The sequence below is a fragment of the Synechococcus sp. R8-2 genome (assembly GCF_047461715.1).
Taxonomy (GTDB): Bacteria; Cyanobacteriota; Cyanobacteriia; order Thermostichales; family Thermostichaceae; genus Thermostichus.
In genome coordinates this window covers 1-764 of the sequence record NZ_JANSHQ010000174.1, presented here as the reverse complement: position 1 = coordinate 764, position 764 = coordinate 1, and the positions used below count along the sequence as shown (strand labels likewise).

The following is a 764-nucleotide window of genomic DNA, read 5'->3' as shown; positions in this document are numbered from 1 at the left end:
GGGGGTTAGAGGCATGCTCTGCAGGAGGGTTAGCGCAGGTTGAGTTGGGGCTGCAAATTAAAGGAGTGCCCCGGCACCACCACGTAGACGTCGGGGATGTTGGTGGGCTCCAGGCTTTGCAGGGCTAAGCCTTCGATGTTGGAGCGCAGGGCGTTGTTGATGGTGGCTTCCAGTTGGGACAAAACCTGCGCCTCGTTGCCCTGAGCGGCCAAGCCGGGAAACTGGCTGTACACGGCGCGCGCCAAGCTGCTGGCCAAGGGGAGCTGGATCAGGGTGAGGTTGGATCCCCCCAACTGGGGGCCCAAGGTGTTGGCCCGGCCGCGGATGCCCAAAGCTTGGAGGGCATTGGCCGTTTGGCTGACGGGGATGGTGCAAGTATCCATCTTGTAAACGGGCACTGAGGCCATGGTCAGAGCAGAAACGCTGGTCAGTTGCACCACAGTAAAGGAGGCAGTGCCGTTATAGGCAAAGCAAAAATCGCGAAAGGCTGCGGGCACATTGGCAGCGCGGATGGGGCGCTCATCGTCAAAGCCGCCCGACTCGGCGAAGATGTTGCGGATAGCGAATCCCCCGAAGAAGGCCAGCAGGGCCACCACCAGCAGGATCGTCAGATCGGAGGAGGAGACCCCCCCGCTGGAGCTGCCGCCTCGCCCACCACCGCCATATCCCCCACCGCCAACATAGCTGGAGGTGTAGCCATAAGGAGCGGAACGGCTGTAGTCACTGCGGTAGCCGGATTCCCCAAGGACTCCGTCCCGCTTACG

Annotated in this window: 1 pseudogene; it reads right to left on the bottom strand. The window is 62.2% G+C overall.

The window, feature by feature from the left end:
• Window positions 1-29: 29 nt before the first annotated feature.
• Window positions 30-764 (bottom strand): annotated as a pseudogene (locus NW819_RS04775) (hypothetical protein); the annotation flags it as partial.